22 protein-coding genes and 1 pseudogene are annotated in these 21,100 nt (G+C 36.9%); 12 read left to right on the top strand and 11 right to left on the bottom strand.

The genetic code is table 11. The annotated features are described in order from the left end of the window. Positions 1 to 169: 169 nt before the first annotated feature. Entirely contained in the window at positions 170 to 1,495 is a 1,326-nt protein-coding gene (locus MN204_RS16435; RefSeq protein WP_249872176.1) for an FAD-containing oxidoreductase, read from the top strand. A gap of 212 nt (positions 1,496 to 1,707) precedes the next feature. Here the strand turns inward: MN204_RS16435 and rpsN are convergent, their stop codons facing one another. The 3 genes from rpsN to MN204_RS16420 all read right to left on the bottom strand — a co-directional run bounded on the left by rpsN (position 1,708) and on the right by MN204_RS16420 (position 5,413). Beyond that, positions 1,708 to 1,977 carry a 30S ribosomal protein S14 gene (rpsN, locus tag MN204_RS16430; protein ID WP_249872175.1) on the bottom strand — a complete coding sequence of 90 codons (270 nt, stop codon included), beginning with the start codon at positions 1,975 to 1,977 and terminating at the stop codon, positions 1,708 to 1,710. Positions 1,978 to 2,038: 61 nt separating this feature from the next. After that, complete coding sequence (locus MN204_RS16425) at positions 2,039 to 3,238, bottom strand: GTP-binding protein (RefSeq protein WP_249872174.1); 1,200 nt, start codon at positions 3,236 to 3,238, stop codon at positions 2,039 to 2,041. 807 nt (positions 3,239 to 4,045) lie between these two features. Next, positions 4,046 to 5,413: a TrkH family potassium uptake protein gene (locus tag MN204_RS16420; RefSeq protein WP_249872173.1), complete on the bottom strand. Its 1,368-nt coding sequence runs from the start codon at positions 5,411 to 5,413 to the stop codon at positions 4,046 to 4,048. A 458-nt stretch (positions 5,414 to 5,871) separates the two neighbouring features. Here MN204_RS16420 and MN204_RS16415 point away from each other — a divergent pair, with 458 nt between their 5' ends. After that, entirely contained in the window at positions 5,872 to 6,423 is a 552-nt protein-coding gene (locus MN204_RS16415; protein ID WP_249872172.1) for a CueP family metal-binding protein, read from the top strand. A 97-nt stretch (positions 6,424 to 6,520) separates the two neighbouring features. Here the strand turns inward: MN204_RS16415 and MN204_RS16410 are convergent, their stop codons facing one another. From MN204_RS16410 to MN204_RS16395, 4 genes are all read right to left on the bottom strand, one after another. Beyond that, a complete protein-coding gene (locus MN204_RS16410; RefSeq protein ID WP_249872171.1) occupies positions 6,521 to 7,042 on the bottom strand; it encodes an RDD family protein in 522 nt (173 codons plus the stop codon). Between the two features lie 172 nt (positions 7,043 to 7,214). Further along, complete coding sequence (locus tag MN204_RS16405; protein ID WP_249872170.1) at positions 7,215 to 8,219, bottom strand: tetratricopeptide repeat protein; 1,005 nt, start codon at positions 8,217 to 8,219, stop codon at positions 7,215 to 7,217. 216 nt (positions 8,220 to 8,435) lie between these two features. Next, positions 8,436 to 9,074, bottom strand: coding sequence for an NAD(P)-dependent oxidoreductase (locus MN204_RS16400; RefSeq protein ID WP_249872169.1), 639 nt, complete (start codon positions 9,072 to 9,074; stop codon positions 8,436 to 8,438). Positions 9,075 to 9,140: 66 nt separating this feature from the next. Beyond that, entirely contained in the window at positions 9,141 to 9,548 is a 408-nt protein-coding gene (locus MN204_RS16395; RefSeq protein ID WP_249872168.1) for an Rrf2 family transcriptional regulator, read from the bottom strand. 462 nt (positions 9,549 to 10,010) lie between these two features. On the opposite strand from MN204_RS16395, the gene MN204_RS16390 reads away from it, so the two are divergent. Next, complete coding sequence (locus tag MN204_RS16390; RefSeq protein ID WP_249872167.1) at positions 10,011 to 10,451, top strand: cell wall hydrolase; 441 nt, start codon at positions 10,011 to 10,013, stop codon at positions 10,449 to 10,451. A 1,012-nt stretch (positions 10,452 to 11,463) separates the two neighbouring features. Further along, positions 11,464 to 11,871, top strand: a complete 408-nt coding sequence (locus tag MN204_RS16385; RefSeq protein WP_249872166.1) for an NUDIX hydrolase — start codon at positions 11,464 to 11,466, stop codon at positions 11,869 to 11,871. An 803-nt stretch (positions 11,872 to 12,674) separates the two neighbouring features. Here the strand turns inward: MN204_RS16385 and MN204_RS16380 are convergent. The 4 genes and pseudogenes from MN204_RS16380 to MN204_RS16370 all read right to left on the bottom strand — a co-directional run bounded on the left by MN204_RS16380 (position 12,675) and on the right by MN204_RS16370 (position 14,423). After that, positions 12,675 to 12,827, bottom strand: coding sequence for a hypothetical protein (locus MN204_RS16380; RefSeq protein ID WP_249872165.1), 153 nt, complete (start codon positions 12,825 to 12,827; stop codon positions 12,675 to 12,677). A 173-nt stretch (positions 12,828 to 13,000) separates the two neighbouring features. Further along, positions 13,001 to 13,087, bottom strand: a pseudogene (locus MN204_RS21510) (Mov34/MPN/PAD-1 family protein); the annotation flags it as partial. 221 nt (positions 13,088 to 13,308) lie between these two features. Continuing rightward, positions 13,309 to 13,623 carry a hypothetical protein gene (locus MN204_RS16375; protein ID WP_249872164.1) on the bottom strand — a complete coding sequence of 105 codons (315 nt, stop codon included), beginning with the start codon at positions 13,621 to 13,623 and terminating at the stop codon, positions 13,309 to 13,311. 14 nt (positions 13,624 to 13,637) lie between these two features. Continuing rightward, entirely contained in the window at positions 13,638 to 14,423 is a 786-nt protein-coding gene (locus MN204_RS16370; protein ID WP_249872163.1) for a hypothetical protein, read from the bottom strand. A 312-nt stretch (positions 14,424 to 14,735) separates the two neighbouring features. Here MN204_RS16370 and MN204_RS16365 point away from each other — a divergent pair, with 312 nt between their 5' ends. The 8 genes from MN204_RS16365 to MN204_RS16335 all read left to right on the top strand — a co-directional run bounded on the left by MN204_RS16365 (position 14,736) and on the right by MN204_RS16335 (position 20,890). Next, entirely contained in the window at positions 14,736 to 15,434 is a 699-nt protein-coding gene (locus MN204_RS16365; RefSeq protein WP_249872162.1) for a BMQ_0737 family morphogenetic spore coat protein, read from the top strand. Positions 15,435 to 15,810: 376 nt separating this feature from the next. Beyond that, positions 15,811 to 16,071: a hypothetical protein gene (locus MN204_RS16360; protein WP_249872161.1), complete on the top strand. Its 261-nt coding sequence runs from the start codon at positions 15,811 to 15,813 to the stop codon at positions 16,069 to 16,071. Continuing rightward, positions 16,064 to 16,384, top strand: coding sequence for a hypothetical protein (locus MN204_RS16355; protein ID WP_249872160.1), 321 nt, complete (start codon positions 16,064 to 16,066; stop codon positions 16,382 to 16,384). The genes MN204_RS16360 and MN204_RS16355 overlap by 8 nt, the downstream gene beginning before the upstream one ends. 300 nt (positions 16,385 to 16,684) lie before the next feature. Next, the gene (locus MN204_RS21355; RefSeq protein WP_306798738.1) at positions 16,685 to 16,807 is read left to right on the top strand and encodes a hypothetical protein; all 123 of its coding nucleotides are present in this window, start codon (positions 16,685 to 16,687) and stop codon (positions 16,805 to 16,807) included. Further along, complete coding sequence (locus tag MN204_RS16350; RefSeq protein ID WP_249872159.1) at positions 16,765 to 16,929, top strand: DUF4183 domain-containing protein; 165 nt, start codon at positions 16,765 to 16,767, stop codon at positions 16,927 to 16,929. The genes MN204_RS21355 and MN204_RS16350 overlap by 43 nt, the downstream gene beginning before the upstream one ends. A 167-nt stretch (positions 16,930 to 17,096) precedes the next feature. After that, positions 17,097 to 17,474 carry a DUF4183 domain-containing protein gene (locus MN204_RS16345; protein WP_249872158.1) on the top strand — a complete coding sequence of 126 codons (378 nt, stop codon included), beginning with the start codon at positions 17,097 to 17,099 and terminating at the stop codon, positions 17,472 to 17,474. 387 nt (positions 17,475 to 17,861) lie between these two features. Next, positions 17,862 to 19,136 (top strand): surface carbohydrate biosynthesis protein, encoded by a 1,275-nt coding sequence (locus MN204_RS16340; RefSeq protein ID WP_249872157.1) that lies wholly within the window; start codon positions 17,862 to 17,864, stop codon positions 19,134 to 19,136. 749 nt (positions 19,137 to 19,885) lie between these two features. After that, positions 19,886 to 20,890: an SDR family NAD(P)-dependent oxidoreductase gene (locus MN204_RS16335; protein WP_249872156.1), complete on the top strand. Its 1,005-nt coding sequence runs from the start codon at positions 19,886 to 19,888 to the stop codon at positions 20,888 to 20,890. Positions 20,891 to 21,100 lie beyond the last annotated feature (210 nt).

Genomic DNA, 21,100 nt, shown 5'->3' with positions numbered 1-21,100 from the left:
ACAATTGGTTTACAGAGATTTTTCTGTAGACCATTTTTTATCTATGCGGTCGTCTGAAGCTCGAACGCTTGACTCTGAATCCAATTAGTTTAAATATACCTTCAATGGGTATAACATGAAAAGTAGGGAAGACCATCATTACCCGATAAATAAGGAAAGAGGGAAATATATGACGTCGTATGATGCAATTATAATTGGTTTTGGAAAAGCAGGGAAAACACTTGCAGGAGATCTGGCCAACAGGGATTGGAAGGTGGCATTGATTGAAAAGGATCCAAGCATGTATGGCGGAACTTGTATCAACATTGCCTGTATCCCGACAAAAGTCCTCGTCCATGATGGACTAAATGGAATTCCTTATGGAGATGCAATTGAACGTAAAGACAAGGTAGTGGAAAAGCTGCGCACAAAGAATTATAACAGTCTTGCAGATCATGAACATGTAACCATTTATGAATCGGAAGCAACATTCAAATCCGATATAGAAGTCGAGATAGAAGTCAACGGGAAGAAAGTATTGCTCACTGCTGAACATATTTTCATCAATACTGGTGCAACAAGCAATATACCTCCGATGGAAGGCGACTTAAATTCGAGCAAGGTGTACACAAGTACAACACTGATTGAAAGAAAAGAGCTGCCGGAGCAATTGGCAATTGTCGGTGGAGGTTATATTGGCCTCGAATATGCTTCGATGTATCATCGTTTTGGCTCAAAAGTAACGGTTATTACACCCGACGAGGAATTGATGCCAAACGAGGACAGAGAAATCGCTGCGGAAGTACAGAAGGAATTGGATAAGAAGGGCATCCGCTTTTATTTTAATTCCAGAGCGGAGAAAATCACGGATGAAGCTAACGAGAAAGTTACGCTTACATTATCGAATGGGGAAACAGTGCGTGCGGATGCAGTGTTACTTGCTACAGGAAGAAAACCGAATGTGGAAAATCTCGGCTTGGAGAATACTGGTATTGAACTCACCGAAGAAGGTGCCATTAAAGTCAATGAGCATTTGGAAACAACGGTCAATCACGTTTGGGCGCTCGGTGATGTGAAGGGCGGTATGCAGTTTACGTACATTTCTCTGGATGACTATCGGATTGTTATGGACTATCTGTTTGGAGATAAAAATCGTTCATTGGCGACTCGCGAAAATGTTCCTTATTCCATGTTTATCGATCCACCACTATCCAGAGTCGGACTGACAGCGAAAGAGGCAGATGAAGAGGGCTATGAAATTATGGAAGGCAAATTGCCGGTAGCTTCCCATCCCCGTGCACATGTCATTGATGATCTGCGTGGACTATTTAAAGTAGTCATTGATAAGAAAACCGAAAAAATCCTTGGTGCCAGTCTGTTCGGTCCAGAGTCACCGGAACTCATTAACCTCGTAAAACTGGCCATGGACCTTGATGCGCCGTATACCATGTTAAGGGATCAAATCTATAATCATCCCGTGATGAGCGAATCCTTCAATAGCTTGTTTGCGGTTTGAAAATAGACTATTAAGTTATACTAACATGGAGCTACGTATGATACAGCTTTGAAACAAGCGAACGACTCTCCTGATAACAATATCAGTATTTTAATTTTTTTTAATCAGTAATAGTCATGTATTCAAGAATTAAAACAGACTAGATAAGATACCCGGCCCCAGTTAAGAGATGGGGCAGGGCATCTATACCAAAGCTCAATTATCTTACCTAATTACCAACTAGATTTTTTCACTCCGGGCACCTGTCCTTTATGCGCATATTCCCGAAAAGCAATTCGAGACATCCCAAACTTCCGCATGTAACCTCTAGGACGACCGGTAACCGCACAACGATTTTTCAGCCGTGTTGGAGAAGAATCTCGTGGCAGTTTACGAAGGGCTTCGTAATCACCCTTTTCCTTCAGTTCCCTTCTAATTGCTTCATATTTTTCTACCATAGCTTGTTGCTTCATTGCTTTCGCTACTTTTGATTTCTTTGCCATTGCTAATTTCCTCCTTCAATTTAAATGGTTTGAACACAAGCTGCCTGACTCAACGTTTCTATTAGCCTTTTTGGATATTCCAATTGAATGGATCTGGCAAAGAATTCCAATCACTCTTCATCTCTTCCGGTGTTAACAGACATTGATCCAACTCATTGGAAATTGTTTCCTTATCTAAATCTATTCCAATAAAAACGAGTTGCGTCTTACGATCCCCAAACTTCGGATCCCATGATTGCAGCACTTCTGGGTTGTCCTGTAAAATCTCTTTCTGCCTTTGTTTGGAGAGGGCTGCCACCCAATAAGTAGCCGGTTCGATATTTGCATTTAAGCCGGCTTGCGAAAGTAGTAACGCAAATTCATTTCGGGTCGCGCACCACATAATTCCTTTCGACCTCACTATATTCTCAGGCATCGTTTCTATAAATTTCAGTAATCGAACAGAGTGAAAAGGGAGCTTACGTTCATATGTAAACGAACCAATTCCATATTCCTCCGTTTCAGGGGTGTGCTGTTCTGGTCCATTGGTTAACTCTTTCAACCAGCCTGCTGAAGCACTTGCTTTCTCAAAATCAAATGAATTTGTGAATAAGATTTCTTTTGGATCAACTGTTCCGTAAGATGTTTTAATGAATTTTGCCTCTGGCTGAAGCTTTCTTAAAACCTTCTCTAATTTTTTTAACTCAGCTTCATTAATAAGATCACACTTGTTTAAAATTAGTACATCGCAAAATTCGATCTGATCAATTAGTAAATCTGCAATTTCCCGTTCATCATCTTCCGAAATAGCTTCCTTCCTATCTATTAAACTTTCACCAGAACCAAAATCATGCCAAAAGCGACTTGCATCCACAACGGTTACCATCGTGTCCAGGGTGCAGTGTTTATTAAGATCAATACCTAATTGATCGTCTAAATAGGAGAAGGTTTGCGCTACAGGGATTGGTTCACTAATACCTGTAGATTCAATGAGAATATAATCAAACTTACCATCCTTGGTTAATTTCTCTACTTCAACCAGCAAATCTTCTCGTAACGTACAGCATATGCATCCATTAGACATTTCTACAAGCTGCTCATCTACTCTGGATAGCGTGCCTTCATTTTCTACGAGACCCGCATCAACATTAATCTCGCTCATGTCATTTACAATGACAGCAACTTTTATACCTTCTTTATTATGTAGAATGTGATTAAGCAACGTTGTTTTTCCAGATCCTAAATAGCCACTTAAAACGGTGACTGGTACCTTCTTTTTCATATAATATTCCTCCTGCTGTAATGATTTCAAAGCGTAATCATTACGATTTGAATACCAAAAAAATTTCCTTCCTTATGAAGGTTTAAATCCTCACCCATGCAATATCGAAACCCAATGCTAAGCTCTTCCTGATTTAACTTGCTCCTGATAAAAGCGAGTTCACTTTTTCTACTTTCATCCTCTTTCCATTTCCGTCTTCCGTACCCGCAAAAAGCATATGGACACCTTGAAAAGCCACCCGGTAGTCTTTTATCAGCAGACTCCGCTTCGGTTGAATCGGAAGCCTGGTACCCTAATGGCAGGGGATAGATAGCTAATACGCTTAATCATTTTACAAATGAAAACTTCGTATATAGCAATCCGACCTATATCGTAATGGTTACGATTTAAAATTATATATATATTTTGTGTAATCGTCAAGAGGAAATGTCCAATCCGATTGAATAAAGTGTTGCCATATTTGCTGTAATGACGGAAACAAATAGAAAAACGTACGATGAGTAACGTGTTTATTTAAAATAAAGTTACACCATTTTGAAGAGTTGATATTATGAGGGCTATTCGGTTTATCGTGTAGAATTATCAAAAACTAGTTGTCGTTACAGGGGTAGCGTCAGAAAAAAATACTTATTTACAACCTTAAGGAAATTCCAATATTAAAAAGCCGAATTTCTCAGCATTTAGTTGAGAAATTCAACTTTTTTCTTTGTTGTTAACCATTTATTAGTCTTTAAATTGCACAGTCTTAAGAGTTATTTTGTATGAACAAAAGGTCATTAATCTACTAGTTACTGCAATGGCACCTTACTATCCGATAATCATCTTCTCTCTAGGATAGTGATAATTATCTTTTGATACTTTTCCTCTGATTAGGAACAAGAACGAAAATATTCCAATCCTACCAACAAACATTAAGAAGATAATGATGCATTTACCTGCTGTACTCAATTCAGGGGTAATCCCCAGGGATAGCCCCGTAGTACCAAATGCTGAGAAAACCTCAAAGGCGATCTGCAACAATGAAAAAGGTTCTATGTAAGACATGAGTATGATCGCTGTCACACACACCATCCCCGCAGTAGTAATGACAATAAATGAACGGATGACATCTTCATCCTCAAGCTCTCTCCCGAAAACTTTGATGTGTTGCCTTCCTTTGGCGAAGTTATAGATGGCTAACAGCATTATTGCGAAAGTCGTTGTACGTATTCCCCCTCCCACACTGCTGGGTGACGCACCAATGAACATAAGTACACACATCATAACTAATGTTGCTGAGGTAAATTCACTTACATCCATGGTAGCCAGCCCTCCATTCCTTGTGGTAACTGATTGGAATAGACTGTAGGCCAATCTTTCATGCCATGTCTTGTCCGCAAAAAAGGCAGCATTATATTCCAATACCAATATTAACAGCCAGCCAACAAGAATCAGGGCAAAGAAAGTAATCGTGGTAAGTTTAGTAAACAAGGAAAAACTGTGTCTAGGGTTACCTTTACTATAATCTCCTCTTAAGAAGTCCTGAAGTTCAAGTAATACCGGAAAACCAATGGCTCCTAGAGTCAGTAAAACAATATTAACGAATTGTACAAAATAATCATCAGCAAAGGGTATTAATGAGGAACCAGTTATATCAAATCCCGCATTGGTTGTCGCACTTACAGCTCCAAAGAATCCTTGAAGGAGAGCTTCCTGCCACGTATCAAAATAGGATAAAAAGTAAGTACTTAAGATAATAGTACCTACCAACTCAATTAACAGGATGGTCTTAAGTATTTTAAGTAATAATATAACAACGCCATTTAAAGTAGCTCTGTTTTGATCGATTTGGATAAGTTGCCTGCCACGCAAACCAATCCTTTTTCCTAATATGATCCATACAAAAGTTCCCAAGGTCATAATTCCAATCCCACCAACTTGCAATACAAAGGAAAGGGCAATGCTCCCTGCAACATTAAAGGTATCTACGGTAGAAACAACGGTTAGTCCTGTGACACTTATAGCACTAACGGCCGTAAATAATAGATCTATAAAAGATAAATCTATCCCTTCCTTATGAAAGAACGGGATACTCAATAATACTGTAGAAAGTGTCACCGCTACAACATAAAGCATGACAATAATTCTGATGGTTGATAAATGACTTACTTTAAATATCCTCGTAAATATATTCATGATAATTTCTCCCTAAAAAAAGTAGACTTCCTTAAATAATATACTCTTTCGGATAATGAAAGTAAATTATCAAAATTGAGACTGGCCAATGAATTCTAAGCTATCTTTTAATAGATAGTTTTTTTGCGCAATACAAAGGGAACATAACTCATAGGCCGATGTTCATTCTACGAAAAACAGCAGTATTTTAGATTAGTTTAGCCGCTAAGTTTATCCTGCTACCCACACTAATGTCGTTCACCCTGTAATTGTGAACTATGGCATCATTGCAGTAAACTTCGGCAAATAGGAGGGAAACTACGGCGAAAACACTGTGAACTATGGCATTTCGACCGTGCATTTTATTCCCAGATGACATAAAATGTTCAACGTTTGAACGCTGCATATAATAATGGATATGTTAAAATGAACGGAGAGCGTGTTTACAGAGATTCATAGAGAGACAGGAGATGAATAACATGAAAAAGAAAATACTTCTATCTACAATAGTCATAGCGGTAGTGCTGGTGGGAATTTACATCTTTACAGTAGTTGGCAGAAGCAATGTTTCCGATGAAGGAACTACGCAGGATATAAAGCAATTGGTAAGTGATTACAGTTTAGGTAATTTAACGGCCGAGGCTGCTTCGATTGACTCGGAACAACTTATCGTGACCGAAAGCGACTCCAATGAGTTAACATATGATTTGCCTCAAGATGAGTTTTTCGTTTCCATCGCACCATTCGTTGAACAGACCCATCCTTGTGCCATTCACAGCTTAACGAGCTGCCAGGGGGAAATGGTGGAAGAGGAGTTTAACGTGTACATTGAGGATACAGAAGGTAATGTAATGGTGGATGAAACGATGAAAACAATGGCTAACGGATTTATCGATTTATGGTTACCACGTGACGAAACATACAACGTGACTATTACACAAGACGGGAAATCAGCCGAGTCGGTGATATCTACGTTTGAAGGTGACAACACTTGTATTACAACCATTCAATTGGCAGAGAAGAGTGCCTGATTATAACAGATTCTCAAACTACCTAAAATAAGAACTGCCTTAGATAATGCAGCATAAGTAAAAAAAGCTCAGTTCAATGAAACTGAGCTTTTTCCTATTAGTTAGAGGAAACGTTGATAACTTGTGTTTTTGCAAGTATGTCGTAAATAGATTGCTTTCTTTTCGTAAAGATTGCAGTGAAAATATAGGCAAACAATAGTATATAGATTAATCCACCGATGAGATAATAATCCAATGGAACATCTTCACTACCTAAATATATCAGGCGGTAAACAAGGAAATGCGATAACTCCCATGGGAAAAATTTCAAGATCGTCCTTAAGGTTACATGTGGCAGTGAAAGATAATTTCCGTTTTTATCAACCACCCGGATACCGATTTTCTTTTTCCCGAAAGACTGCCCGCCAATTACTGAATCGCTGATGATGTAATAAAGCGATACAGGTAAAGTTACCATAAGAAATCCCGTAAACTGAGCTACAAGTACGGAACCAGTAAATAACTCCTGTAAAGATGGAAATACAAATAGACTAAGAATAAAGAGTAAAATTAAATAAACCAATTTTAGTATATAATCAATTATGAAGGCTTTAAAACGCATTATAAATGAAGCATTCAATAATCGTACCTCCTTTTATAGATTATACTGTAAATTAAATTGCAATAGCACAACTTCTTATTTAAGTTAAAATGCTAGAGCCTGTCCACACTGCTTTTTACATTAAGCAGTGCGAGCAGGCACTTTTTTTGGTGAAACAGGGAGAGCGACAACAACCCTATACCTGTGTGCTTTAAAATTCCTTCAATTTCGCTTTTGCCTCTTCATCGCCTTTTAGAGCGGCTTTTTGATACCAATATTTTGCCTTTTTCCTATTGATTGACGTACCAATTCCGGATTCGTAGCACATGCCAAGATTGTACTCCCCATAGGTGTCTTGTCTATCTGCAGCAAGTTTGTACCATCGCAGGGCTTCTTCCCCTTGACCATTCTCAACAGCTTCATTGCCGAGGCGGTTCGCAGCAAAATCATCTCCATTTAAGGCCGATTGGGTGAACCAATGCTTCGCTTTTTCTGCATTCAGCTCTGTGCCGATCCCGTTTTCATATAAATAGCCGAGTGTATACATTGATTCGGCAACACCACGGTCTGCGGCAATGGTAAAGAGTTCGAATGCGCGTTTATCGTTCTTCTCCACATACTCACCTAGAAAATACATATCGGCATAATTATTCATTGCATCTGCATGTCCTTTTAATGCTGCTTCCTTATAATAGTGGAATGCTTTCTCAAAGTTTTTCGCAACAATAATCCCGTCAAAATAATAGTTGCCAAGCCAGTAGATTGCATCGAGATTACCTGCATTAGCTGCTGCTTCATACCATGCGAATGCCCACTCATCTCGTCCCAAGGCCTTGTAGTATTTACCGAGCGCAAGCTGTGCCCCGGAATCAGCCTGCATTGCCTTTTCATATAGAGCAATTACTTCCTGTAGTTCATTCGCTTCCATGAAAATCATAGCCGAATTGCTATTGGGTTTAACGATTTCGAGTAAGATCGTTTCAAAATCCCGTACTACCATTTTTTCGTACTGTTTGTCATAGGAAGATAAAGCGTTCAGTTGAGTGTATAGAATACGTATATCATCTGGGAAATTAATAACTGCAAGGTTACAGTTTTTGAAAATCAACTGGATCAACGTTAGTTTATTGTCATGTTGATTAAACGTATCGAGCAGTTCTGCCGCTTTTTGATAGCCTTGTTGTGACAGCTCTCGTTGTAATTGATGCCATACCATAAAATCACACTTCCTTCGTTCATTCTCCATATCATACCATTTCAGGATATAAGAGGGAAGGTGACTCAAAATCTTGTATTGCCAGGTTATAGTGGCATCGAATAATAATATGTTGGAGGGGAGTCATTCAAGTAGAGGATCAGGAACTAAGTTTTCAGGAGATTGTTTAAAGGGAAAAACGGGGAACAGGACAAATCCTGTCTCCCCATTTCCAGTTTATTCAGCTTCACCAACAACAGTGAATCTTTCTTTCACATGTTGCGGTTTTTCAATTTCATCTATTACCGCGATGGCATAGTCAGCATAGCTGATATAACTTTCGCCTTTTGAATTAACAAGCAGGTTATCTTTTCCGGTTTGATAAGACCCAGTTCTTTTTCCTTCCGCATCAAAGACAGCAGAGGGGCTGATGAATGTCCAGTTTAGGTCTGTAGTTGCTTTTAATTCCTCCAGATTGCGTCCTTGTCCTTTTCCGGTTGGTTTGACGAACTCCGGAAATTCTGGTGTATCAATTAACCGAACTGTTTTTGCTTCGTCAACATAAAGACTTCCGGCACCACCGACTACAATCACTCTTGTTTCTGTTCCTTTTGCAGCTTCAATTAAAGCATGTCCAGCATCCACATGTGCCTGTTCTTCACCAAGGGGAGCTCCAAAGGCATTAACAATGACGTCAAATTGTTTTACATCCTCGGTCGTCAGGTCAAAAATATTTTTTTCAATTACTGCCACTTTGTTATCTGTGATCTTTCCTGCATCTCTAACAATTGCTGTTACTTGATGCCCACGTTCGATGGCTTCTTTTGAAATTAAATGTCCTGCTTTTCCGCTTGCTCCGATTACTGCTATGTTCATAACTATATTCCTCCTATTATATAATTGTAACAATTATAGTTACAATTGAGTGGTGAAAAAACCTCTTTAAACAAAGAGATCTCCTACAATGTCATCGAGTGTTTGATTTGCTAATTCATTTTCCATCGCTTTCTGTGCCCGCATAAAACTGTCCTCAAGTGTGGCTTGAATGTTATTCCCAACTACGCATTGTGGATTAGGGTCTTCGTGTATGGAAAAAGTTGTTTCGTCTTTTCCTTGGACCGCTTTATAAATATCCAATAGTGTAATTTCCGAAGGTTCTCTTGTTAAATAAATACCTGGAATTCCTGCCTGTGACTTTAGGATGCCAGCCTTTTTCAACAAACTATTTATGCGCCTGATAACAACTGGATTCGTGTTAACACTGGCCGCAATGAAATCAGATGTGGCTCCAGATTGAGTAGATGCTATAGACAATATATGAATTGCAACCGCAAACCGACTATTTTTCATATGGTTTCACCACCGTGTAACAATTATAGTTACAATTGAGGATGATTGTCAAATATAACATTAGATTCGAGGAAACAACAAGGAGCGGGTAGACGATTGGGATGAGTGGATAGATTGGCCTGAAAAGTGAACTATCTGAAATTGTGAACTTTGGCTAAAAAGTTGTGAACTATGGCATAGTTGCAGGAAACATCGGCAAATTCGATTGAAACTATGGCTTAAACACTCGTTTCGAATCAGTATTCTGACCATTAATGAAAATAGATCGTTTTTCAGTTGAAGGAAGATATAGTTTTATATGTGAACTATGGCATTTGACTAATCCTGACCATCAACGTAAGCAACAAAAAAATGCATTATCTATAGTGCATATAGCGAGTCGACATGTATCTTTCTAAAACCTTTCTTATAGACGGGCATGAGTCCAGGCTTCTTTTCATACTATATTCTGGAGGTGTAAAAATGGCAAGAGTTGCTTATCGAAGTGCAGATGTCGACTTAATGGCTAGGATGATGAGAGCAGAAGCTGAGGGCGAAGGAAAACAGGGAATGTTATATGTCGGAAATGTAATTGTTAACCGTGCTATAGCAGATTGTATTGACTTTATTGACGTGAGAAACATTGAAGATGTTATTTTTCAAATACAAGGAGGGAATTACTCTTTTGAAGCTGTACAAAAGGGTAATGTATTTTATCAAAGAGCAAGAGAATCTGAAAGAAGGTTAGCAAGGCAGAATTTGGAATATTGGAGAGAACACCCAGCAAAATATTCTCTCTGGTACTTTAATCCATATGCTCCTTGTCCCCCATCGTGGTATGACCAACCCTTTACTGGCCAATTTAAACTACATTGTTTTTACGAACCATTGCCTGGAACATGTGATAGTGTTTATATGGGTTAAATGCAACCTATTTTCTATACATTGTTATGGTATATCTTTATATTATGAAATAAAAGGGAACTTCTTGTTTTTAACAGGTGTTCCTTTTTTCTTTCGTTAATCAAATATAGTAGAATTTCCTCCTTGAAGGTCAAATCGCGAAGGCGGGGTCGGAAAAATGAACTTCATCAGTGGTATGAAGATCAAATTGTGCTAGAAGAGCTGTTGAAACGACCTTCATTAGTGGCATGAAGATCAAATCGCGATGGAGAAGCTGCTGAAATGACCTTCATCAGTTGCATGAAGATCAAATTGCGTAGAATAAGCTGTTGAAATGACCTTCATCAGTGGTTTGAAGATTAAATCGCGATGGAGAAGCTGTTGAAATGACCTCATTAGGGGTATGAAGATCAAAATGCGATAGAAGAGCTGTTGAAATGATCTTCATTAGGGGTATGAAGATCAAAATACGATAGGAAGAGCTGTTTGAATGACCTTCATCAATGGCATGAAGGTCAAAATGCGATGGAAGAGCTGTTGAAGTGATCTTCATCAGGGGTATGAAGGTCAAATTGCGTAGAATAAGCTGTTGAAATGAACTTCATTAGGGATATGAAGATCAAATCGCGATGGAGAAGCCAGTGAAATGAACTTCATCAAGGCGATAAAGCAAATAACCTTCATGATTTCAATGAAGAATTAAATTGTCCAGGTGTAAAAAGTTATGGCACACTTTCATCATTTGAGTTAATATTTAATCGTAGGACTATGAAATGCAATATGCCTTTACATAACTGATTAATCATGGAACTAAAACAAGGTGAGTCTAAAAGCTAGTGGTTAACTTTTTTAAAAGCTGTTAATGTAACCGCTTCACTTAGAGCGGTTACCTGTTAAACAAGCGAAGTGGATGGGGAAAATGAAGTGGCTTTTCTCCAACAATTGAACACATTAACACGACAACGAAATGATCAAGATAGCTTTCTGCCTTATACACAAAGTCGCAAGGTAGTTTTATAGAGGAGTGGAATAGATGGCAATACCGAAGCATATCGTATCAGCAGCTACAATCGTTTTAAACAATGAAAACGAGATTCTTTTAATAAAGGGACCTAGCAGAGGGTGGGAAATGCCAGGTGGTCAAGTTGAAGAGGGGGAGTCATTAAAGGATGCTGCAATCAGGGAAACAAAGGAAGAATCTGGGATTGATATTGAGATAGAAAAGTTTTGTGGAGTTTTTCAAAATGTCAGTGGTGCTATTTGCAATACATTGTTTTTGGCCAGAGCCATTGGAGGAGAACCAACTACTAGTTCGGAAAGTTTAGAAGTAGGTTTTTTTCCAGTAAATAAAGCTCTTGAAATGGTTACATGGGGAAATTTCAGACAACGAATTGAATATAGTCTGAATAAGCGTCTTCATCCTTTTTGTATTGAGTTTTAAGTTTATTATAGTGTGACACAGTAGGTCAAAGAAACAAGGAGTTCAAGTAAAGACGGTAATCAATAAAGGCAGGAGAGTAAAAAAAGCTTAGACAAAGGGAAATAAGCTGTTTAAAAAAATCACTAAGTAATACGCTCAGTGTTCTCAGGATTATAATTGAAATTAGGAACGCAAGTAGCGTAGGCATTTTCTTTTAGGCCATTAAAGAGGAGCTTATATTCCTCAATCCAATCGAAAAGATACAGTATTATCCAGAAATGAAGAAAAGATAGGTAGTAAATTCGTGATTCTGTTTTGCTCTGATACATCTTCGGAAAACGAAAAAAAGGCTAACGTATTTTATTTTAGCCTTTTTCTCATATCCCTAAATAGTTTCCATCTCTTCTCCTGCCACACCTACAAAGTCAGTAACGGATTTTACTATGTTGATGCTTTGTCAATTCATTATACTGTTAAATCCCTTAACAATTTGTTACATGATTATAGCCTAGTGACTTTAAATTCCTATACCATTAGCTATTTGCTGGAGATGGAGGGGTAGTTGGTACTTCCCAACGATTGATTATCATTTAATTGGATTAGTTGCCTAGTAACGATGCCTGTAGTGCTTAATATAGCTTTGAGTAAAATACCTCGATTAGAACCCGCCTGGGTCGATAACGACTGGTACAACTGGTTGTGTAAATATTCCCTCTAGTTTAAGCGGTCTTTCCAAAATCACATCTGGAGGGCAAGCTCCTGGTTACATAATTGATTTTAATTCATTATTAAGACCGTTCTATATCCTATTCGGAGGAGGATAACTAAGGTCCCCAGCTTGCTTTCATACAGCAACCGCCACCGCTTCGTTTTATCGGTCTCCTTTTCATGGTTGATGAGTCAATTACTATTGGTTTACCGGGAGATTTTAAATGCTTATGATTACTTACTGTATTTTTCACTTTTATTTTTTTCATTACTTTCAACTCCTTAAGTCGGTATAATACATTATAGTTTTATTTTCTAAAAAGGACTGGGCCCTGTTGGTGGTTCTATAAAAAATGAGCACGCTTTATAAACAGATACTTGTATGAGATGAGATACCAATTTGTTATCGGTGGACTTGTTTTATAGGAAATAATACAAATGTTCACACGATCATCTGAGGATTAATAACATCATAAGAAGAAGGAACAGGTGCTGTAGTAGGGTGGGAATGATAGACAGCGAGAACCTGTTCAGTTAGTTTTTAAATTTTCCGAACATTTTCTTTAACCATCCTCTTTCTTACAAAAAAACGACTGTCAAATTTCCATTCATTCTCTAATTGCTAAATTGACTGTACTTTGTAACTATTTCCCGATAATAAGCCATGCCTCATAGGGCAACATTGACTTGCCATGTTCAACCATTTGACTATACATAGCTTGAGGGATAGTTAACTTCTTATTACTCATGTTAACTCCTCCTAAAGAGGGAAAAAAGTGAAGCGAATTCTATTTTTTTTCTGGATTGGTTTTGCTGATCATTATCCCTATCCTGCTCATCATTTAGTTGTTCTTTTTGAGTAGCTAATGTTTGATTGTCCGTTGTTTCCTTTGATAAGTACCTCATAAAAGTATTCGGTAAGTTGTCTTCTTGTTTGTTAGGTAGCTCTATGTTGTTTTCTGTATACTTTTCTAAATTCACCTCATTTGCTATTGTTTCCTCCGCGTTATTCTCCGTGGAGGGATTATCATTGATAAGAAGTGGAGTATTATTAATGGCAGTCATGGGAGGATTTTCCTCTACGTTTTTACCTTTTTTTTTTCTTCATTATTTCTTGAAGGGGTAGTCCGCGTAATGATATTTTTATTTAACTCATACTGAGAATGTCGGAAAGTCTTTTTTCCTTGACCCATCGAGACGTTGTTTTGAATGTTACCAGAAGCGTTTTTTTTATAAAATGTTTGATTGTTTAACATTGGACGTTTAGAATTTTGAGTATTTATCATGTTATTTTTTTTTGGGGTTACTGTTTGCTCTACATAGTTAGGAGATTGAAGCATGTTTTGTAATTGTCTGTATTCAGATTTTCTTGGTGCTGGTGGTTGATTGGTTGTTTCAGGTAGTTGAACATTTGATTGCATATGTTCTTTTAATTGCATTATTTCTTCTTTCAGCCTTTCGATTTTAATTTTTGTTTCCACTAAATGATCATCCTGTTTGTTCATCACTTGATTCATTTTTTCGATTAGTTCCGTAAAATGCATTTGATCGACTATATCTATCACCTTATTAACATCTAGCTTTAGTTGACCTAATGAATCACTAACTTCATCAATTCGGGATGAGAGAAATTGTTTTTCCTGTTCATAATCCATTATTGTTCGTTGATGGTTTTCTTCCATAATCTTCATTTCTCCTTTTATTTTTGTAAATTTTAATTTTAAATCATTAAACTCACTTTTCGTCTTAAGATATTCGGTCACCTCATCTCGCGATTTTATTGTTTCCAACGTCTGCTTGTAGATAGCAAGCTCCCATTCTAATTTTTCTACTTCATCAGTGTTATAAAGTTTATATCGATACATCAGCATTCACCCTTTTACAGCACATTAATATACTATTGATGAAACACCAATACGTGACAAATGTGCAGATTTTAATTGCTGAACTTATGAACTTCCGTTGTTCTATTCCTATGCATCGTATAGTGCCTTTAAGCTAAAAGAAAGTCATGTGTGATGTTCGATTGCACGGAGTACCGGAACCGTTGTAACTCTGATATTCGCCCAACGTGGTAAATATCATGGTAATTCCGCTAATTCATTATACGGTTTGGTACATCTGCTCATATGCTACAAATGAAAGAAACAAAATCTTATTCGGAGGTGTTTGCAATTATGCAAGCAAAAAATTTAAACGGGGGTCAGGAACTCCTATGTATTAACACACAGAAGGTATATGACTGGGTTCTTAACGAAGCAACATTTGATTTGAGTTTGACTGACTTGGAATTGCCGGATAGCCCTATTACTGGCGCTCCATTAGAGTGTCCCGATATTGATATTGATACCGTTACTTGTACAGTTGAGCCTATTGGTTTTGATATTTTAGATCGAGTAGATCAGCCATTTGTTATCGATGGCAAACAGGTAATGCTTCAACTGGTGAACATTCGCAAAACTTTTGAAGTAACCATTTTTGTAGACTTAATACCAGCACTTGGAGGGGCGACTGTAGAAGTCGGTACTGCAGAATTCACGCGTTGTGAACAAGTGATTCTCTGTGCACCAGAGGATACAGATGTTAATGTAACATACACAGATTTAGATTGCTTTGTATGTACAGCTGTTTGTGATCCTACAACAACTGGAATTCCAGATGAACTTGATGTGACAGTTTCTGTTCGTCTATGCCAAAGCATCCAATCAACTTTTGATGTAACGCTTGAAATTGTCGCTGATTTCTGTCAACCAAGGGATGTACTTCCAATCCCGCCATGCCCTGCACCGACAATACCCCTTCAGTGCCCAGTAGTTTTCCCGACCGATAATAAAGGTCATGATTTTCACGACCGATATAACGGTACTGATGATTAAGTTTCCAGCATATGTATTAAAGAGAGGAAAGACTCCTCTCTTTATTTTTTTGGAGGTGAATTATTTAATGAAGAGAACGGATGAGATACGAGAGAAATTTGCTGAATTGCAAGAAATGAACACTTCATATCTGAAGGAAATAAAATCCTTGATAACGGAAATGAAAGCACCGCAGAATTTTCAAGTTATCTGCTATTTTACATATTCCTTAAATGTTTTACATGAACGGGGACACGAGAATTTTAGCCTTGGTTCTTTTCACATCCAGAATTTGGGCACAAGACCACTCACGAACCCATACATTTGTATAAAATTGTCCCCAGATTCTCCTTTCGATTTTTCTGGGAAATATATATATAAGGATTCCAAGCAAAAAATGAGATTAACAAATGCATGGGAGCGAATGAATGAACCTTTGGATAAACAGGAATATTGGCTAAAACCGTCTGAAAAACGTGTACTCAACCCTTCTGAAACGATCTCTTTTACAAACTTTCAAGTGAAATGGATTCCGGAATCATCCTATGCAGGTAGTATTATGGGGTTTACCTATGGGGATGAGGTTAAAGATGGAATTGGCGCTCTCAACCAAATCAATGTTAGTGGTAAATTAGTTAAGGAGGATAAGAATGAATAGTAGCCAAAACAATCAAGACCAGCAATTACTAATTAAACAGTTGATTCGTGATTATCTAAAGAAAAACATAAAAGAAGTAAAGAAGGAAGATTTGGAAGAAGATAATAGTTTCGTCTTTTTAGAAAATAAAACACTTCAAATAATTATCACTTTTATCCTTACGCACTTAGATAATCATCCATTTCAAAATCTTAAGAATGTCGATGCCGAAGCATCTATTCTTGAAGAAATTTTCCCTTATATGGACGCTATGATTGAGGAAAATAAAATAGCGTTTGAAGAAGTCATTAATATATTAAAAGAAAGATCGTAGCATGGGATTAATATCAGAGTTAGGGGTACTTGATTCTTCGTATAGTTTGTAATTAAATAAAAGCAATTGTGAGAGAAATCCTCCTTTTTGGCAGAAACAAAGAAATAAAACACTCCTACCTGCAAAAGTATAACTAAAGCTGTCACCGAAAGGCGTGATGATAGCTAAGTTTTCTAATGGAATGTCTTTTCATTTTAAAAAGAATTTTTAAGAAGCGTTTATGTTATAACTGCCTAATCACTTTTGCCAATTATTCATATAGTAAACTAACAAACCCTTTACTCGAAGGGGGAATACAATATGATGAAGAAAAATAATATAGTTCATGAACAGCCCATATCCTCATGGGAAAAACATGAACCACCAGATATTTTGCCTTATTGGATGGTAAGAGTCGGATTTACACCAATGAAGATGAATTAACGGAATACGGACAATGCGGAATTCTTAATCCATCAGAGGTGTCATACTATAATCTCTTTGTCAATGGTGTTCTTCAACCGGAAATTCTTTATGATGTCAAGGAGGGATATTTAATCCTTTAATCCAGTGATCTTCCCCCACAAGGTGCTCCTATAATTCTGCAATTTATTACCATTAAACTTTCAGATATTAGTTGATTTTCTATGAAACCCTAGCCTCTGTCCAAGCATATAAACGCTCCTTTCATATAGTAACATTGAAACTAAATGAAAGTAGAGGTGAAAACACGATGGCCCTTCAACTTATGAAGTTGCAAATTGAGGGAACGGTTACAACCAACGTCGACCCTGATTCTGCAAAGTTTTTTTATGAAACACCAACTGAAACTTCAGCTGGAAGTACCTTAACGATTGATGCAACTAGCTTTTTCCAAAATGATGGTACAGCCGCAATGGAGCTTCCAACATTAGCCACAGACAACAGTTACTTCAACGTATATGTTAATGGCGTGGTACAAATGGAAGGTTTGTCAACGTATACTGCAGGCCCAGCAGGATCATTAGCTATTGATGTTCCAGCTGGAGGCGGTTCAATTATAGCAGGGAGTCCTATTGTCCTTGATGTTGTTAATTTCACGTCATCATCAACCACTGATATTACAACCTAAATTTTGTAGTGTCTTCGTAATACAAAACCGATTCTCCACCACAAGCGGAATCTGTTTTTGAGTTGCAAAGCATGCGTACGCTACATCATGCAAAAACACTTGATGAAACAGGAATAAGAAAATTTAGCAAGTGGATATATTTTCAACTTTCATTCCTTCATGTACAGTTTTTTATCAAGCAACGATAACAGTGATAACGTTTGATTTTCATGCATATGTATTAAAAAGCAGAATTTAGAAGGGTTTCCGATTTCTCTAATTCATTTCTGTCAGTTATATGAAAGAATATCTTGACAAACTAAATGATGAACAAAGATAAAAGTTCTATCTTCTGAAAGTAATATGCCGTAACTAAAGATTTATGACGAAATAGGAGGTTACATAACAGTGGTAAACTACAAAGGATGGTTATACTTGCCAGTGGAAATAAAAGTTAGGGAAATGGATGCAAAGTTACTTTTAGCTTACTACGCAGTGAGGGAAGGCTACCATGTAGTCATAGGTGAACATAAGATGGTCGAATTAGCATCAGTAGTGTATCCTAAAGGTATTTTCTTTTCAAAAGGTTACCCTCAAGGTTTCAGAAAAAGGATTATAACGAATGCAAACGTTAATGGCCATAAAGTAGTTGAATTGGATGAAGAAGGGTTACTTTTAAATGATACAACGCAATACATAAACGACAGAATGAAACTAGATATGCTTAATTTAGTAACGCAGGAATTTTGCTGGGGGACATTTCAAAAAGAGGTTATTACTAATAATAATCCAGATTATAGGCAGAAGTGCCATGTTGTAGGGAATCCAAGGTTTGATTTATTAAAACCAAAGTTCAAAACGCTGTATAAGGAGGATGTTGAACGCATAAGAAGTAGCTATGGTGAGTTTATTTTAATTAATACAAGGTTTTCAATATATAACTCCTTTAATGGAAAGATAAAAGACAACTTCATGTATTTTAAGAAATTATATGGAAGTTTTCTGGAAATGATAAAAGTTGCGTGTGAAAGATTTCCTCATATCAATTTTATCATAAGGCCACATCCAGGTGAAAACTTTGATTCTTACCGTAAAGCATTTTCCTCCTACAATAATGTACATGTAATTCATGAAGGGAACATTATTAAGTGGCTTATGGCTGCTGAAATAGTTATACACAATGGATGCACATCAAGTATTGAGGCTTTTTTGCTTGGAAAGCCAATAATTTCCTATATTCCTATTACCTCAAATGAGTATGATGTGGAGCTTCCGAATAAATTAGGGGTTAAGGCTACGTGTACTGAAGAAGTTAATACGACATTAGAAAATATGTTACTTAAGAATATTTTCACGAATAGTGAATATAAGCAGCAAATCGAGCAGAGCGAAAAAGAGCTAATCCATTATTACGATCGGTCAAATAACAGTTTCTCATATGAAAATATCGTACGTTTATTAAATACCATTAAATTATTTCCAGTACATAGAACATTTTCTCCGCCCCAAAAGACATTCCACTTAAAAGAAAATAAGAGCGTAAAGCATTTCTTTTCCGCCTTATCCAAAGAAGAAATAAAGGATATCTTTGACAAGTTAGATAAGTTAGAGGGCACAAGGAGTCGTATTCTTATAAAGAAGTTAGGAAAGAATTTGTTTGAAATTCAATCAAAAATGATTTAATTGAAATGAATGAAAACATAGCGTATTAAAGATTGTAACATTTTCATTAATATTCTAATACCGCAACAAGTTAAAAATTTTATGTTAAGTTAAATCAAATAGTAACTCCCAATTTCTTAACATTGAGAAATTGGGTTTTTTTATTAGTTCATAAAAGTGTCACATGGATTGGAAGGGGAAACTTTGAAGAAGTAAATTTCCGTTGCAATTTTATTGCAGCATATGTAATGAATCCGCTTTTACTAGTTCTAATTTAGTTAATATGTTTATACGAAGGATGATTGTAAACATAAATAGCTTAAGAGCTTGGAAATTATGACGATCGCTCCGAATTTTAAACAAGGGACTATGATCTCACTCTTTACAAGCTAAAGATATGGAGGCTTATTTCCCTTCTGATTTAAAAATTTGAATCCGAAAATAAAAAAGTAATTAGTAGGTTAGCGTCTCTAACTGATATTCTCTTTTTGAATATATATATTATTACACTGTACAAGGATAAATTTGTTTAAAGTCCTTGTTTAAAGTTGAATAGAATGACCGGGAAATTCGAGCGAAGCGTATGCAGTTAACATGAGTACGAAGGAAAAGCATTTTCCCTTTCCAATAGGCGGTCTTCACAGAACGTGAACGGTTTTAGCAGAAAATCATCTGTTACTATCTTAGAAATTGAATGTGTCATTTTTACTGTTTTTTGGAAAAAGCACTTGCTGTTAACAAATATTTAAATAAAGAGAGTAGGAACTTATGTGTATTTTAGTGGAAAAAAATTATTAGTTATCGGAGGTACCGGAACGATAGGCAAAAGTATCGTTCATTCTATCATAAAAGAAAATCCTAAGGTTATCAGGATATTCAGCCGAGATGAATATAAGCAACACCAACTACAAAATGAATTAGGTAAGAATGATAAATTGCGTTTTATAATTGGCGATATACGTGATTATGATAGTTTGTTTGCTGCTATGCAAGACATTGATTATGTATTCCATCTGGCTGCGATGAAGCACGTGGATTCATGTGAGTATAATCCATATGAAGCTGTAAGGACCAATGTCCATGGAACTAAGAATGTGATTAAAGCTGCAATTTCCCAAAATGCAAAAAAAGTAATATTTACAAGTTCTGATAAAGCAATCTCTCCAACTAATACGTATGGCGCAACAAAACTTATTGCAGAAAGATTGATTTCTTCAGCTGAATATAGCAAAGCTGAAGGTCAAACGATATTCGCAAGTGTAAGGTTCGGAAATGTCATGGGATCGAGGGGGTCGGTGATTCCCCTGTTTAAAGAGCAGGTTTTAAAGGATAAGAAAATCACAGTTACAGATAAAAGTATGACACGTTTTATGATGTCACTGAGTCAGGCCACACATTTAACGATAAAAGCTCTCAAGGAAGCAAAGGGTGGAGAGGTTTTTGTATTAAAAATGCCTGTTGTCCAATTAGGGGACTTGGCAGATATAATAATAGAGGAAACGTGTAAAAAATATTCGTTGAAACGTGAAGAAATCGATGTAGAAGTAATGGGGCTAAGACCTGGGGAAAAGATGTTTGAAGAATTAATGACCTATGACGAATCAGAAGTGGCATGGGAATTGTCTGATATGTACATCATATCTGGGAATTCAAACATGAAAGTAATTTACAGTAATGCTAAAAAAGCAACTCCAGGGACGTACAGTTCCACGGGTCAACCACCATTAAAGGTTAAGGAGTTACGTGTATTGCTAAAGGAAACTGATCTATATTAATTAATTCTATGGACATAGGCTTACAAAGGATTTTCTAATAATGGAAGGATGTTTTCAATAAAGAACCGTGGAAATGCGCAATGAAGGCAACTAAGAAAAAAGTATCTCCTAGTTCCCGGAAGGTGTTATATCAAAATGTAGTAAGCTAAAAGCTGGCGGTATTACGGTTCGTGCTACAAACCTGCCACTCTCACTGCAAACGATGTTGAT

It is taken from the genome of Oceanobacillus saliphilus (assembly GCF_023522835.1).
In the GTDB taxonomy this organism is placed as follows: domain Bacteria; phylum Bacillota; class Bacilli; order Bacillales; family Amphibacillaceae; genus Oceanobacillus; species Oceanobacillus saliphilus.
Note: the sequence above shows the minus strand (reverse complement) of the source record. Positions and strands in the feature narration are given on the sequence as shown.